This window comes from Paraburkholderia ginsengiterrae, from assembly GCF_001645125.1.
Lineage (GTDB): Bacteria > Pseudomonadota > Gammaproteobacteria > Burkholderiales > Burkholderiaceae > Paraburkholderia > Paraburkholderia ginsengiterrae.
In genome coordinates, this window is record NZ_LXKA01000336.1 from 1 (window position 1) to 15100 (window position 15100).

The 15100-nt window shown below is 63.8% G+C and carries 12 protein-coding genes; 10 read left to right on the top strand and 2 right to left on the bottom strand.

The annotated features are described in order from the left end of the window. Nucleotides 1-112 precede the first annotated feature (112 nt). Entirely contained in the window at nt 113-1114 is a 1002-nt protein-coding gene (locus tag A6V37_RS40965; protein WP_064286465.1) for a hypothetical protein, read from the top strand. An 18-nt stretch (nt 1115-1132) separates the two neighbouring features. Here A6V37_RS40965 and A6V37_RS26275 read toward each other — a convergent pair whose 3' ends face one another. Continuing rightward, complete coding sequence (locus tag A6V37_RS26275; RefSeq protein ID WP_064286466.1) at nt 1133-3712, bottom strand: [protein-PII] uridylyltransferase; 2580 nt, start codon at nt 3710-3712, stop codon at nt 1133-1135. A 30-nt stretch (nt 3713-3742) separates the two neighbouring features. After that, on the bottom strand, nt 3743-4552 hold the full coding sequence (gene map, locus A6V37_RS26280; protein WP_064266000.1) for a type I methionyl aminopeptidase: 810 nt from the start codon (nt 4550-4552) through the stop codon (nt 3743-3745). A 430-nt stretch (nt 4553-4982) separates the two neighbouring features. Here map and rpsB point away from each other — a divergent pair, with 430 nt between their 5' ends. From rpsB to bamA, 9 genes are all read left to right on the top strand, one after another. Continuing rightward, nucleotides 4983-5735, top strand: coding sequence for a 30S ribosomal protein S2 (rpsB, locus tag A6V37_RS26285; protein ID WP_064265999.1), 753 nt, complete (start codon nt 4983-4985; stop codon nt 5733-5735). Between the two features lie 205 nt (nt 5736-5940). After that, complete coding sequence (tsf, locus tag A6V37_RS26290) at nt 5941-6822, top strand: translation elongation factor Ts (RefSeq protein WP_064286467.1); 882 nt, start codon at nt 5941-5943, stop codon at nt 6820-6822. A gap of 221 nt (nt 6823-7043) precedes the next feature. After that, entirely contained in the window at nt 7044-7757 is a 714-nt protein-coding gene (gene pyrH / locus A6V37_RS26295) for a UMP kinase (protein ID WP_064265997.1), read from the top strand. 100 nt (nt 7758-7857) lie between these two features. Continuing rightward, nucleotides 7858-8418: a ribosome recycling factor gene (gene frr, locus A6V37_RS26300; RefSeq protein WP_012433445.1), complete on the top strand. Its 561-nt coding sequence runs from the start codon at nt 7858-7860 to the stop codon at nt 8416-8418. Between the two features lie 64 nt (nt 8419-8482). Then, the gene (uppS, locus tag A6V37_RS26305; protein WP_064265996.1) at nt 8483-9265 is read left to right on the top strand and encodes a polyprenyl diphosphate synthase; all 783 of its coding nucleotides are present in this window, start codon (nt 8483-8485) and stop codon (nt 9263-9265) included. Continuing rightward, nucleotides 9259-10080: a phosphatidate cytidylyltransferase gene (locus A6V37_RS26310; RefSeq protein ID WP_064265995.1), complete on the top strand. Its 822-nt coding sequence runs from the start codon at nt 9259-9261 to the stop codon at nt 10078-10080. Before uppS ends, A6V37_RS26310 begins: the two co-directional genes overlap by 7 nt. Nucleotides 10081-10090: 10 nt before the next feature. Beyond that, a complete protein-coding gene (locus tag A6V37_RS26315; protein WP_064286468.1) occupies nt 10091-11296 on the top strand; it encodes a 1-deoxy-D-xylulose-5-phosphate reductoisomerase in 1206 nt (401 codons plus the stop codon). A gap of 7 nt (nt 11297-11303) precedes the next feature. Continuing rightward, nucleotides 11304-12698 (top strand): RIP metalloprotease RseP, encoded by a 1395-nt coding sequence (gene rseP, locus A6V37_RS26320; RefSeq protein WP_064266086.1) that lies wholly within the window; start codon nt 11304-11306, stop codon nt 12696-12698. Nucleotides 12699-12765: 67 nt separating this feature from the next. After that, the gene (gene bamA / locus A6V37_RS26325) at nt 12766-15078 is read left to right on the top strand and encodes an outer membrane protein assembly factor BamA (RefSeq protein WP_064265993.1); all 2313 of its coding nucleotides are present in this window, start codon (nt 12766-12768) and stop codon (nt 15076-15078) included. Nucleotides 15079-15100 lie beyond the last annotated feature (22 nt).

The following is a 15100-nucleotide window of genomic DNA, read 5'->3' on the forward strand; positions in this document are numbered from 1 at the left end:
CGGCGCGTGAGTCGTGCTGAGCGCGTGCCGGGCGGCACGATCGGTCGCTGTACGTTGCTGTCCGGGGTTTGACGGGGCTGGTCTGGCCACGGTCGGCGGGGACTCGTTCGCCTTGGAAACGGGGTGGTGCGCGGTCGCTACGCGGACCGCGCTCGCCGCCGCGGGGTTGTGGCGGAGCGCCACGGTCGCTGCTAACACGCGGGCGATCAGCGGCGTCGCGCTCAGGGCGTGCCGGACGCTCGCCACGCGCGCCACCTTCCGATGCACGGCCGGCGCCGGCGCGCGGACCGCTGAACGGGCGACGTTCACCGTCATCGCGGCGTGGGGGGCGGTCGCCGAAGCTGCGCGGGGCGCGTTCGCCGCGATCCGCGCTACCTTCGAAACGGCGGGGGGCACGTTCGGCACGCTCGCCACCGGTCTCGCGACGCGGCGCGCGGTCACCGCGATCGGCTCCGCCTTCGAACTTGCGCGGCGCTCGTTCGCTTCGATCGGAACTGCCTTCAAACCGGCGCGGGGCGCGCTCGGTGCGGTCACCACTGCCTTCGAATTTGCGCGGGGCGCGCTCGGTGCGGTCGCCGCTGCCTTCGAATCTGCGCGGGGCACGCTCGGTGCGGTCACCGCTGCCTTCGAATTTGCGCGGGGCGCGCTCGGTGCGGTCACCGCTGCCTTCAAACCGGCGCGGGGCGCGTTCGGTGCGATCGCCGCTGCCTTCGAATTTGCGCGGGGCGCGCTCAGTGCGGTCGCCGCTGCCCTCAAACCGGCGCGGAGCACGCTCGGTGCGGTCGCCACCGCCCTCAAACCTGCGCGGCGCATCACCGGCACCCTCACGGCGCGGCGGCCGATCCGAAGGCGCGCGACGCGCACCACCCGCATCGCGCTCACGGGAAAACGACCCTTCGGCGCGTGGTGCGCGCGCGCCAGCGCCCGCCGGCTTGCCGCCGGCCGGCCGCTTGCTGCTGCCAGCCGCGGTGCCGGCACCTTCGCCCCGCGTTCCCGGGGAACCCGCCGTTGCCGGCTTGGGTCCTACCGGGCGCGTCGGCTTACGCGCCGACGGGCTGCCGGTACGGACAGGGGCGCGTTCGGACGAAGCCGGTCGCGGGTGCTTGGCAGTTAATTTGACTCGCATGAAATCTCACACTGCGATCGCGCGCAGCAGCTCGGTCTCGACCTGAATTTGCAGGCGGTTGTCCGACAGGCCGTGTCCATCCAGCAGGAACACGTCTTCGACGCGTTCGCCGAGCGTATTGATCCGCGCCGAAGCGACGCCGACCCGATGCTCGGCCAGCACGCGCGCGATCGAATAAAGAAGGCCTGGCCGGTCGTTGGCCGACACGGACAGGATGTAATATTGGCCGCGCTCGTCGGCCCGAAGATCGACGCGCGGCGTAACAGGGAAGGTTCGCGACAGCCGCGACAACCGGCCTTTCGACGGTCCCGGGAGCAAGGTGCCGTCGCCGGTGAGGCGGGCGGTCAGTTCCTGCTCGACGAGATTGGCAATATCGCGATAATGCACGTCTTCTTCGGTATGCGCGACGAGGAAATTGTCGAGCGCGTACCCATGACGGGTCGTGCTGACCCGCGCATCGAGCACCGACAGGCCGTTGCGGTCGAAATACGCACAAATGCCGGCAAACAGATCGGGTTGGTCCTTCACATACACCAGCACCTGGAGCGCCTCGCCGATCGGCGACGGACGGGCCCGCACGATCGGCACCGGCGTCTGGACATGGCGATACAGCACTCGCGTTTGCCACGCGATATCCGCCGCGTCATGACGCAGGAAATAGCCGATGTCGAGCTTCTCCCACAGCGCTTTCTGCGCGCCTTCCGGCACGGTTTCGAGGCGCAGCAGCGCGAGCGCTTCTTCCTGGCGCGACTTCAGCTCGGAATGCGCATCCGGCCGCGCGCCGCCGAGCACGGCCAGCGTGGCGCGGTACAGGTCCTCGAGCAGCTTGCCCTTCCAGGTGTTCCAGACTTTCGGGCTGGTGCCGCGAATGTCGGCCACGGTCAGCAGGTAGAGGGCGGTGAGGCGGCGCTCGGTGCCGACCAGTTCGGCGAAGCGTTTGATGACTTCCGGGTCGCTCGTGTCCTGTTTCTGGGCCACCTGGCTCATTGTCAGATGCTGCTGAACCAGCCAGACGACCAGTTGCGCGTCCTCGCCCTCGATGCCGTGCTGGCGGCAGAAGCGTCGCGCGTCGGCCATGCCGAGCGTGGAGTGGTCGCCGCCGCGGCCTTTGGCGATATCGTGAAACAGTGCCGCCACGTAAAGCATCCACGGCCGGTCGAAGTTGGCGATCAACTGGCTGCAGAACGGATATTCATGCGAGTGCTCAGCCACCGCGAAGCGGCGCAGATTGCGCAACACCATCAGGATGTGCTGGTCGACCGTGTAGACGTGATACAGATCGTGCTGCATCTGGCCGACGATGCGCCGGAAATTCAGCAGATAGCGCCCGAGCACGCTGGTCTGGTTCATCAGACGCAGCGCATGGGTGATGCCGGCCGGCTGCTTCAGGATCTCCATGAAGAGGCGGCGGTTTTCCGGATCGCGGCGCCAGTGCTGGTCCATCGCGTCGCGAGCGTTGTAAATCGCGCGCAGCGTGCGCGCCGACAGGCCCTTCACGCCGGGCGTCTGCTCATATAGCAGGAAGGCCTCGAGAATCGCGTTCGGCTCGCGCAGGAACACGTCGTCGGCGGCGATTTCCAGCATGCCCTGTTTTTCGACGAAGCGCTCCGACAGCACGCGCGTAATGCCGCTGGTGCTGGGAAAGAGTTGCGCTTCGACGTTCTGGATCAGGATCGTGGCGAGCTGCGTGACGGCCTTCGCGGACCAGTAGTAGCGGCGCATCAGCTGTTCGCTCGCGCGCTTGGTCGCGGTAGGTTTGTAGCCGAAGCTCTCGGCCACCGGCGTTTGCAGGTCGAACACCAGGATGTCCTGACGACGGCCGGCAATGACGTGCTGCCGCGCGCGCAGCGCTTCCAGGAAACCTTCGTTACGGCGCAGTTCGCGCGCTTCACGCTCGGTGATCAGGCCCCGTGCTTCGAGTTCGCGCCAGCTGCTGCCAAATCCCGCCGCCTGAGCGATCCAGAGAATGAGTTGCAGATCGCGCAGGCCGCCCGGGCTTTCCTTGATATTGGGTTCGAGCGCGTAGGGCGTGTCCTGAAACTTGGCGTGGCGTTGGCGCATTTCCAGCACTTTCGCCGTGAAGAACGCCTTCGGGTCGAGCACCTCGCGGTAGCGTTTGGCGAAGTCGTCGAACAGCGCCGCGCTGCCCGTGATGCGCCGCGCTTCGAGAAGCGAGGTGCGCACGGTCACGTCGTTGGCGGCTTCTTCGAGACATTGCGAGACGCTGCGCACGCTGCTGCCGAGTTCCAGGCCCAGATCCCACGCGAGGCTGATAAAGCGTTCGATGCGCGCTTCCAGATGCTCGACCGGCGTATCCGGCAGCAGGACCAGAATGTCGATGTCCGAGTGGGGCGCCAGTTCGCCACGCCCGTAGCCGCCGACCGCCACGAGAGCCAGCTCGGCAGGCAGTTCGCAGGTGTTCCAGGCGGCGCGCAGGGACTCGTCGGTCGCGCGCGCCAGCGAGGCCATCAGCGCGTCGACGTTGGTGGCCGTCCTGAAGCGTTCCAGCAGTTGGGTTTTGGCCACTTTGTAGTCTGCCTTGAGCGACGTGGCGTGGAATTGGGCGACGGCGGGAACACTACTCATTGGCAGGCATGCGCAAAGGTCGGAAGTCGGTCAGGCCGTGGCCGCGACCGCGGGCGGACGAGCGGGCGTGCCGGCGGAAACGGTCAGCACGTCATAGCCGGTTTCCGTGACCAGGATGGTGTGTTCCCACTGCGCCGACAGGCTGCGGTCCTTGGTCTTGACGGTCCACTGGTCCGGCATGGTGCGGATGTCGCGGCGGCCGGCGTTGATCATCGGCTCGATGGTGAAAATCATGCCGGTCTGCAGTTCGAGCCCGGTGCCGGGGCGGCCGTAGTGCAGAATCTGCGGGTCTTCGTGGAACACGGTGCCGATGCCGTGGCCGCAATATTCACGCACCACGCTGTAGCCCTGGCCTTCGGCGTGCTTCTGGATCGCATAGCCGATGTCGCCGAGATGCGCACCCGGGCGCACCTGGTCGATGCCGAGCCACATGCACTCGAAGGTGGTCTGGACGAGCCGCTTGGCCATGATCGAGCCTTCGCCGACGATGAACATGCGGCTGGTGTCGCCGAAATAACCTTCCTTGATGACCGTGACGTCGATATTCAGCGCGTCGCCGTTCTTCAGCGTCTTGTCGCCCGGAATGCCGTGGCAGATCACGTCGTTCACGGAAATGCAGGTGGCTTTCGGGTAGGGCGGATAGCCAGGCGGCTGATAATTCAGCGGCGCCGGAATCGTGCCCTGTTCCTTCAGCATGTATTCGTGGCACAGGCGGTCGAGTTCGCCGGTTGTGATGCCGGCCGTGACGAACGGCGTGATGTAGTCGAGCACTTCGCTCGCCAGCCTGCAGGCGACGCGCATCTGCGCGATATCGTGTTCGTTTTTGAGTGTAATAGCCATGAGTCGGGCCTGAAATACGATTATCACAAGATTATCGCACCATATTCCCCCCACCGCAGGCTTTTGCGACCGGGCTGGGCAGGCGCCGGACGCCCGGTGCAACCCGGCCCGCAAATGGGAGCTACCGGGCAGGTTGAGTCGCGCAATCGTCGCGTGCTATAATCATTGGCTAAGTCGGTATCTGTCTTGTTTTATTGCCACCTTATTATCCTACGGCGCACGAAAGTCGCTGCGGAGAGAGAGGGGGGCGGGGCGTAGCGGAAACGGCTTCTCATCGCACTGGTTGCCTGCGCGATGAGGATTGAGCGGTACCAGGCAGCAGACTCGCAAGCCGGCGCACCTAGGGTGTCCGTCGCGTTCCAGCCAAAGAGAAGGGCGGGCGCGGCCGATACGGCAGCCGGCTTAAGACCCAACCCTCGCGGAGATTTTCATGGCAGTTACCATGCGTCAAATGCTGGAAGCCGGTGTCCACTTCGGTCACCAAACGCGCTTCTGGAACCCGAAGATGGCCCCCTTCATTTTCGGTCATCGCAACAAGATTCACATCATCAACCTCGAAAAGACGCTGCCGATGTACAACGACGCGCTGAAGTACGCGCGTCAACTGGCAGCGAACCGCGGCACGATCCTGTTCGTCGGCACGAAGCGTCAATCGCGCGACACGATCGCTGAAGAGGCACAACGCGCTGGCATGCCGTTCGTCAACGCACGCTGGCTCGGCGGCATGCTGACCAACTTCAAGACGCTGAAGGTTTCGATCAAGCGCCTGAAGGACATGGAAGCGGCGCTGGAAGCAGGCGAAACCGAGCGCATGAGCAAGAAGGAAGCGCTGCTGTTCGAACGCGAAATGGCCAAGCTGCAGAAGTCGATCGGCGGCGTGAAGGACATGGGCGGCATTCCGGACGCGATTTTCGTGATCGACGTCGGCTACCACAAGATTGCCGTCACGGAAGCGAACAAGCTGGGCATTCCGGTCATCGCAGTGGTCGATACGAACCACTCGCCGGAAGGCATCGACTATGTGATCCCGGGTAACGACGACGCCAGCAAGGCTGTCGCTCTGTACACGGCTGGCGTGGCTGACGCGATCCTCGAAGGTCGTGCGAACGCGGTCAACGAAGTGGTGCAGGCTGCACGTGGCGACGACGGCGACGAGTTCGTCGAGGTCAACTCGGAAGCGTAAAGCTGCCCCGTGTCCGGCAAAAAAGGGGGCTTTCTACAGGCCCCCTTTTTTTAAGCCGTGACGTTGTAGTGGGGCGCTGCCGGCAGTGTCCAAGGCGGTGCCCGAAGCGTTGTTTGTAAAAATTGCGCGCAACGCTGAAACGAATTCTTGCCGCTGGTATCGAAATCCGGGCGGCGTGTGACAGACGGAACTCAAGGAGCAAATGATGGCGGCAATTACCGCAGGCATGGTTGCAGAACTGCGTGGCAAGACTGACGCGCCGATGATGGAATGCAAGAAGGCGCTGACGGAAGCCGACGGCGACATGGCACGCGCTGAAGAACTGCTGCGCGTCAAGCTGGGCAACAAGGCCAGCAAGGCAGCGTCGCGCGTGACGGCTGAAGGCGTGGTCGCATCGTTCATCGGCGGCAACGCGGGTTCGCTGGTCGAGCTGAACTGCGAAACCGACTTCGTTTCGAAGAACGACGACTTCCTGGCTTTCTCGAAGCAGATCGCTGAACTCGTCGCCACGCAAAACCCGGCTGACGTCGCTGCGCTGTCGGCACTGCCGCTGGAAGGCTCGACGGTCGACGCAGTGCGTCTGGCGCTGGTCGGCAAGATCGGTGAAAACCTGTCGATCCGCCGTTTCGAGCGTTTCGAGACCGCCAACAAGCTGGCAGCGTACCTGCACGGCACGCGCATTGGCGTGCTGGTCGAGTACACCGGCGCGGACGGGCAGGTCGGCAAGGACGTGGCAATGCACATCGCTGCCATGAAGCCGGTCTCGCTGTCGTCGGACGACGTGCCGGCGGACCTGATCGCCAAGGAGCGCAGCATCGCTGAACAGAAGGCGGCCGAATCGGGCAAGCCGGCTGAAATCGTCGCCAAGATGGTCGACGGCAGCGTGCAGAAGTACCTGAAGGAAGTGTCGCTGCTGAACCAGACGTTCGTTAAGAACGACAAGCAGACGATCGAACAGATGCTGAAGGCGGGCAACTCGAGCGTGCAGAAGTTCGCGCTGTTCGTGGTCGGCGAAGGCATCGAGAAGAAGCAGGACGACTTCGCAGCTGAAGTGGCCGCTCAAGTCGCTGCTGCAAAGCAACAATAAGCTTCACCTAAGTATTACGTAGTACCGTTGGACCCGCGGCGGGGCAAGACTTCGCCGCGGTCGGCAGCGCCGCAAGGACGCGCCCGGGTTGACCCTCGCCGCGCAGCCGCCGCGGGCGTTCCTCAGGGTTCGTCAAATTTGGCGGCGCTTGCCCGAATCAGCATTTCACCCCTACATTAGTCCCTTGTTGTTGCCCTGTTCTGCGCGATCTGGATACCCCTATGCCCACTGCCTATAAACGCGTCCTGCTCAAACTCTCCGGTGAAGCTCTGATGGGCGACGATGCCTTCGGCATCAATCGTGCGACCATCGAACGAATGGTGGCGGACATGGCCGAAGTGGTCCGTCTCGGAACGCAGCTGGCCGTGGTGATCGGCGGTGGCAATATTTTCCGCGGCGTGGCAGGCGGCGCAGCCGGTATGGACCGCGCCACGGCTGACTACATGGGCATGCTGGCCACCATGATGAACGCGCTGGCGTTGCAGGACGCCATGCGTCACGCCGGCATCGAAGCGCGTGTGCAATCGGCGCTGCGCATGGACCAGGTGGTCGAGCCGTACATCCGGCCCCGCGCGATTCGCCAGCTCGAAGAGGGCAGAGTCGTGATTTTCGCGGCCGGTACCGGCAACCCGTTCTTCACGACCGACACGGCCGCTGCGCTGCGCGGCTCGGAAGTCGGCGCGGAAGTCGTGCTGAAGGCCACCAAGGTGGACGGCGTCTATTCCGCCGACCCCAAGAAAGACCCGAGCGCGACCCGCTACGCCACGATCAGCTTCGACGAAGCGATCGGCCGCAATCTGCAGGTGATGGACGCCACCGCGTTCGCATTGTGCCGCGACCAGAAGCTGCCGATCCGGGTGTTTTCGATCGTCAAGCCGGGCGCGCTCAAACGCATCGTACTGGGCGAGGACGAGGGCACGCTCGTCCACGTGTAAACTCTCGTTCACATGACGTGGGCTTTAGCGCGAGCCCGGGCCGCCGCATATCGCGCGCATTGGCCGGCTCGCACCGTTTTGAAGGTTCGGAGGTTTAAAAATGTCTGTGGCTGATATCAGGAAGGGCGCTGAACAAAAGATGCAGCGTTCCATCGACGCGTTCAAGAACGACCTGTCGAAGATCCGCACGGGCCGTGCTCACACGGGCCTGCTCGATCACATCCAGTGCGACTACTACGGCTCGCCGGTGCCGATTTCGCAGGTCGCGAACCTCACGCTGATCGACGCGCGCACGATCGGCGTGCAGCCGTGGGAAAAGAAGATGGTGCAGGTCGTCGAAAAGGCGATCCGCGAGTCGGACCTCGGCCTGAACCCGGCCACGCAAGGCGACGTGATCCGCGTGCCGATGCCCGCGCTGACCGAAGAGCGCCGCCGCGAACTGACCAAAGTGGTCAAGAGCGAAGCGGAAACGGCCAAGGTCGCCGTGCGCAACCTGCGCCGCGACGCCAACGAGCAACTCAAGAAGCTCGTTAAAGACAAGGAAATTTCGGAAGACGACGAGCGCCGTGCCGGTGACGACGTTCAGAAGCTGACGGACAAGTTCGTCGCCGAAATCGACAAGCTCGTCGTGACGAAAGAAGCCGAGATCATGACGGTCTGAGGCCGGTTGGCTCAGCCCGTACACGATTTCCACTTCTTTACTTGTAGTCACTGTCCCGACGGCCATGACCTATACCAGCTCAACCGTGCGCGTGCCTGATGTCGCCGCGGTGCCGCGACATATCGCGATCATCATGGACGGCAACGGCCGTTGGGCCACCCAGCGGCGTCTGCCACGCGTGGCGGGGCATACGCGCGGCGTCGACGCGGTGCGTGCGGCGGTCGAGGCGTGCGCTCGCCAGGGCGTCGAATATCTGACGCTGTTCGCCTTCAGCTCGGAAAACTGGCGCCGTCCGAACGACGAAGTGTCGTTCCTGATGCGTCTGTTCGTGACCGCGCTGGAGCGCGAAATCGGCAAGCTGCACGCGAACGGCATCCGCCTGCGGGTGGTGGGCGATCTGTCCCGTTTCGACGCGAAGATTCGCGACCTGATCAAGCGCGCGGAAACCAAGACCGCGCGCAATACCCGTCTTACGCTCACGATCGCCGCGAATTACGGCGGGCGCTGGGACATCATGCAGGCCACCCGCAAGCTCGCCGAGCAGTCGGCGCTGGCCGGCAAGGCGGTCGAGGTGAACGAGGATTCGTTCGCCGAGCACCTGTCCATGGCTTATGCGCCGGAGCCGGACCTCTTCATCCGCACCGGCGGCGAGCGCCGCGTCAGCAACTTCCTGCTGTGGCAGCTCGCGTACACCGAGTTCTACTTCACCGACACGTTCTGGCCGGATTTCGACGCCGACGCGCTCGGGCACGCCATTGCTTCCTACGCGGAGCGTGAACGCCGCTTCGGCCGCACCAGTGCTCAACTCGAGCCGCAATCGCAAAACGTCGATTCGCTTCCATGCTAAAAACCCGTGTCATCACGGCGATCGTCCTGCTGGCAGTGCTTCTGCCGGTCACGCTGTTCGCGCCGGTGGGCGCGTTCGGCGCGCTGATCGCGTTCGTCGTCGTGTTCGCCGCATGGGAGTGGGCACGCCTGCTCAAGCTGGGCGGCGCGGGTCCGGTGATCTACGCGCTGGTGGCCGCCGTGGCGCTGGTCGCCAGCACGCGCCTTGGCACCGGCATCGAGCAGGCGCGGCCGCTCTTTCAGGCGGCTGCTATCTTCTGGGTGATCGCCGGGCCGTTCGTGCTGTTGCGTAAGCCGACGCTCGCGCAGGGCGCCTGGCGTTCCTTTCTGTTTCTTGCCGGCATTGTGGGATTCGTTGCGTGCTGGCATGCTCTCGTCGCCGCGCGCATGCAAGGTGTGCCGTTCGTCCTGTCGCTGCTGCTGTTGGTCTGGCTGGCCGATATCGGCGCATACTTCTCGGGAAAGGCATTCGGAAAGCATAAGCTGGCGCCTGCCATCAGTCCGGGCAAGACCTGGGAGGGCGCGATCGGCGGCTGGCTGGTGGTGATGATCGCCGCGGCGGCGGCGGTCTTTTTGCATGCGTTCGAGCCGACCCTGTATTCTGCGCTGCTGGCGCATTGGGGGGCTGTGCGCACGCTGCTCGCGCTGACCTTGCTGGTCGCATTCAGCGTGGTGGGCGACCTGTTCGAATCCATGATGAAACGCCAGGCCGGTGTGAAAGACTCAAGCGGTCTGTTGCCGGGGCACGGTGGGGTGCTCGACCGCATCGACGCATTATTGCCGGTGCTGCCGCTTGCCATGCTGCTGCTCGGCTAGAGAAAGAGATATGCAAAAACGTCTGACATTGCTCGGTTCCACGGGCTCGATTGGAGACAGCACGCTCGACGTCGTCGCGCGGCATCCCGAGCGTTTTTCGGTTTATGCGCTCACCGCGCATCGCAACGGCGACAAGCTCGTTGAGCAATGCCTGCGCTTCAAACCCGAGGTCGCGGTGGTGGGCGACGCCGACACGGCCGGACAAGTCGCCGCGAAACTGCGTGAAGCAGGCTGCAAGACCGAGGTCATGCACGGGCCGCAGGCGCTCGTCGACGTATCGAAAAGCGACGGCTGCGATACGGTCGTGGCAGCGATCGTCGGCGCGCCCGGTCTCGCGCCGAGCCTTGCCGCCGCGCGCGCCGGCAAGCGCATCCTGCTCGCCAACAAGGAAGCGCTGGTCATGTCCGGCGCGATCTTCATGGACGCGGTGCGCGACAACGATGCCGTGCTGCTGCCAGTCGACAGCGAACACAATGCGATTTTCCAATGCCTGCCGCGCGACGGCGCGCAGCATGGCGGCGTCTCCAAGATCATCCTGACCGCTTCGGGCGGCCCGTTCCGCACCCGCGAACCGGCCACGCTCGTCGATGTCACGCCGGACGAGGCCTGCAAGCATCCGAACTGGGTCATGGGCCGCAAGATTTCGGTGGACTCGGCCACGATGATGAACAAGGGTCTCGAAGTAATCGAGGCTCATTGGCTGTTCGGTTTGCCGGGCGAGCGGATCGACGTGCTGATCCACCCGCAAAGCGTGATTCATTCGATGGTCTCGTATGCCGACGGTTCGGTGCTCGCGCAACTCGGCAACCCCGACATGCGCACGCCGATCGCGCACGCGCTGGCGTTTCCGGAGCGTGTCGATTCGGGCGTCGCGCAACTCGATCTGCTGCAGGTCGCGTCGCTGTCGTTCGAAAAGCCGGACTACGCGCGCTTCCCATGCCTCGCGCTTGCCATGAAGGCGCTGGCCGAAGGCGGCATTGCGAGCGCGGCCCTGAACGCTGCCAACGAGATCGCGGTGGAGGCGTTCCTGTCGCGCCAGATTGGTTTCATGGCGATTGCCCAGGTGGTCGACGCGGTGCTCAACGCGTTGCCGAATCGCAGCGCGCATGCGCTCGAAGACGTGATCGAAGCGGATGCCGCCGCGCGTCGCGCCGCTGCCGAATTCATCGCGCGTCTGCCCGACGGCGCTCGTCGCACGGAACGCGCCGTCCAGTGAGGCGCATATGAACCTGCTGATCGAACTGCTTGCCTTCGCGGTCGCGATTGGCGTGCTCGTGGTGGTCCACGAATACGGGCATTACAGCGTGGCGCGCCTGTGCGGCGTCAAGGTGCTGCGCTTTTCGATCGGCTTCGGCAAGCCGCTGTTCCAATGGGTGAGCCCGAAGACGGGCACCGAATGGACGATTGCCGCGCTGCCGCTCGGCGGCTATGTGAAGATGCTCGACGAGCGCGAAACCGGCGGCGAGGCCATTGACGCCGAAGCGTTGCCGCATGCGTTCAACCGCCAGTCGGTGTGGCGCCGTTTCGCGATTGTCTCGGCTGGTCCGGTTGCGAACTTCCTGCTGGCTATCGTGCTCTTCGCGTTGGTGTTCGCCACGGGTGTCACCGAGCCGGCGGCCATAGTCGCGGCGCCCGCGGCGAATACGCCGGCGGCCGTGGCCGGCTTCGACGGCGGCGAAACAATCGTGGCCGTGCGCACCGGAAACGCCGGCGAATCCGAGCCGGTGCGTTCATGGTCGGACCTGCGCTGGAAGCTGTTGGGCGCGGCATTCGATCACAAGCGCGTGGTGCTGAGCGCCAAAGATGCGCATGGCACGTCGGATTTTCAGCTCGATTTGCGCGGCATCAAGGAAAAAGACGTCGACGACGACTTCATGTCGCGTCTTGGTTTCGAGCCGGGCGGCGGCAAGCTGACGGTCGCGGGCGTGCAGCCGGGGAGCGCGGCACAGGCGGCTGGACTGGCCGCGGGTGATCGCCTGCTTGCCGTCGACGGCGTGCCGACCGACAACGCCACAGCCTTCATCGCCTTCGTGAAATCGCACGCGGGCAAGGCGGTGACGCTGCAAGTGGAGCGTGGCGGCCAGCAGGGCCGGGTAGCAGGCCCGCTCGAGAACATCAGCATCGTGCCGCAGTTGCAGCGCGATGACGCGACGGGTCAGCAGATCGGCCGTATCGGCGCAGAACTGGCTACCCAGGTGCCGTCGATCAACGTGCGCTACGGGCCGCTCGAAAGCCTGCAACTGGGCGCGCGCCGCACCTGGGATCTCGCGGTGTATTCGGTGCGTATGTTCGGCCGGATGGTGGTCGGCGAGGCTTCGCTGAAAAATCTTTCCGGCCCGGTGACGATCGCCGATTACGCAGGAAAGAGCGCACGTCTAGGTCCTTCTGCATTCCTGTCGTTCCTGGCCCTTGTCAGTATTAGCCTCGGTGTACTGAACCTGTTACCAATTCCGGTATTGGACGGGGGTCATCTGTTATATTATTTGGTTGAAGCTGTGACCGGTAAAGTTGTCTCCGATCGCTGGCAACTCGTTTTTCAGAGGGCGGGTCTCGCCTGCATCGTCGCATTGTCGGCGATCGCGCTGTTCAACGATCTGGCTCGTTTAATCCATTTTTAAAGTGTCTGGCGGCGTTCACGATGGCGACCGTCTGACCTGATGCAGCTATACACACTGGGGAAGCACGTTGTTTAAACCTCATCGCTCTGTTCCAAAGACGGTTATAGCCGCGGCATTCGCCGCGCATGGGCTGGTTGCTCACGCAACGACGCCCTTCGTGGTGCAAGACATCCGGATCGAGGGATTGCAACGCGTCGAACCTGGTACCGTGTTCGCGTACCTGCCCATCAAGCAAGGCGACACCTTCAGCGACGACAAGGCCTCCGAAGCCATCCGCGCGCTGTACGCCACGGGCTTCTTCAACGACGTCAAGATCGCCACCGAAGGCAATGTCGTCATCGTTCAGGTGCTGGAACGTCCGGCTATCGGCACGATCGACTTCTCCGGCATTCATGAATTCGACAAGGAAAACCTGACCAAGGCGCTGCGCGCCGTGGGTCTGTCGCAAGGTCGCTACTACGACAAGGCGCTGGTCGACAAGGCCGAGCAGGAACTGAAGCGCCAGTATCTGACGCGCGGCTACTACGCCGCCGAAGTCACCACCACGATCACGCCGATCGACCGCAACCGCGTGGCGGTGCTGTTCTCGGTGGCCGAAGGTCCGAGCGCGAAGATCCGCCAGATCAACTTTATCGGCAACAAGGCCTTCAGCACGGGCACGCTGCGCGATGAAATGCAGTTGTCCACGCCGAACTGGTTCTCGTGGTACACGAAGAACGACCTGTACGCGAAAGACAAGCTCACCGGCGACCTCGAAAATGTCCGCTCGTATTATCTGAATCGCGGCTACCTCGAGTTCAACATCGAGTCGACCCAGGTGTCGATCTCGCCGGACAAGAAGGACATGTACCTGACGGTCGCGCTGCATGAAGGCGAGCCGTACACGATTTCGAGCATCAAGTTGGCCGGTAATCTGCTCGATCGCGAGCCGGAGCTGGCCAAGCTCATCAAGATCAAACCGGGTGACCGCTTCTCGGCAGAGAAGCTGCAGGCCACCACCAAGGCGATTGTCGACAAGCTAGGCGAGTACGGTTACGCGTTCGCCACCGTCAATGCACAGCCGCAGATCGATCAGGAACACCACAAGGTCGACCTGACGCTGCAAGTGGATCCGAGCCGCCGCGTCTACGTGCGCCGCATCAACGTGGTCGGCAATACGCGCACGCGCGACGAAGTGGTGCGCCGCGAAATGCGTCAGCTCGAAAGCTCGTGGTTCGACTCGAACCGCCTCGCGCTGTCGAAGGACCGTATCAACCGTCTGGGCTACTTCACCGACGTCGACGTGACCACGATTCCGGTTGAGGGTACACCGGACCAGGTGGATATCGACGTCAAGGTGGCCGAGAAGCCGACCGGCGCGATCACGCTGGGTGCAGGTTTCTCGTCGACCGACAAGGTGGTGCTCTCGGCCGGTGTCTCGCAAGACAACGTGTTCGGTTCCGGCACGAGCCTCTCGGTGAACATCAACACCGCGAAGACGTACCGCACGCTGACCGTCACGCAGGTCGACCCGTACTTCACGGTCGACGGCATCAAGCGTATTACCGACGTCTACTACCGCACGTACCAGCCGTTGTACTACTCGACGGATTCGAGCTTCAAGATCGTCACGGTGGGTGGCGACCTCAAGTTCGGCATTCCGTTCTCGGAAGTGGACACGGTGTACTTCGGCGCCGGCCTCGAGCAGAACCAGCTGGACATCGACGCGAATACGCCGGCGTCCTATAAGCAATACGTTGCCGACTTCGGGCGCGTCTCGAACAACGTGCCGATTACCATCGGCTGGTCACGCGACGCGCGTGACAGTGCTCTGGTGCCGAGCCGCGGTTACTTCACGCAGGCCAATGCCGAATACGGCACGCCAATTGGCGGGACGCAGTACTACAAGGCCGACATCAACGCGCAGTACTATTATTCGTTTGCGCGCGGCTTCGTGCTGGGCTTCAACTTCCAGGGCGGCTACGGTAACGGCCTTGGCGGCAAGCCTTACCCGATTTTCAAGAACTACTACGCCGGCGGTATCGGCTCGGTGCGGGGCTACGAGCCGAGCTCGCTGGGTCCGCGCGACGCAACCACCAACGATCCGATCGGCGGCTCGAAGCTGCTGGTGGGCAATATCGAGTTGACGTTCCCGTTGCCTGGCACGGGCTACGACCGAACCCTGCGTGTCTTTACGTTCCTGGACGCGGGTAACGTCTGGGCGGATGCGAGCACGGCCGCGACCTCGACCGGCGCGAACGGCCTGCGTTACGGCTACGGTGTCGGTCTGGCGTGGATCTCGCCGATCGGCCCGCTCAAGCTCAGCCTGGGCTTCCCGCTTGTCAAGCATACGGGCGACCAGTATCAGAAGTTCCAGTTCCAGATCGGGACGGCATTCTGATCCGGCGGCGGGCCAGGCCAAA